Genomic DNA, 238 nt, shown 5'->3' with positions numbered 1-238 from the left:
CGGAACTTTATATTTGTTTGCCTGACGCCATACGGTTTCAGACTGCGGCTGAACACCACCAACTGCGCAGTAAACCATTACCGCACCATCAAGAACACGCATGGAACGTTCTACTTCGATAGTGAAGTCAACGTGCCCCGGGGTGTCGATGATGTTTACGCGGTGCGGTTCATACTGTTTGGCCATACCAGACCAGAATGCAGTAGTCGCAGCGGAAGTGATGGTGATACCACGTTCC

General features: G+C 51.3%; 1 protein-coding gene. It reads right to left on the bottom strand.

Annotated features, from left to right (window positions below):
• The coding region (locus FLQ03_RS01350; protein WP_144374166.1) for a GTP-binding protein at positions 1 to 238 on the bottom strand (238 nt) is incomplete at both ends.

Origin of the sequence: Vogesella urethralis, assembly GCF_007644045.2 — a bacterium.
In the GTDB taxonomy this organism is placed as follows: domain Bacteria; phylum Pseudomonadota; class Gammaproteobacteria; order Burkholderiales; family Chromobacteriaceae; genus Vogesella; species Vogesella urethralis.
Note: the sequence above shows the minus strand (reverse complement) of the source record. Positions and strands in the feature narration are given on the sequence as shown.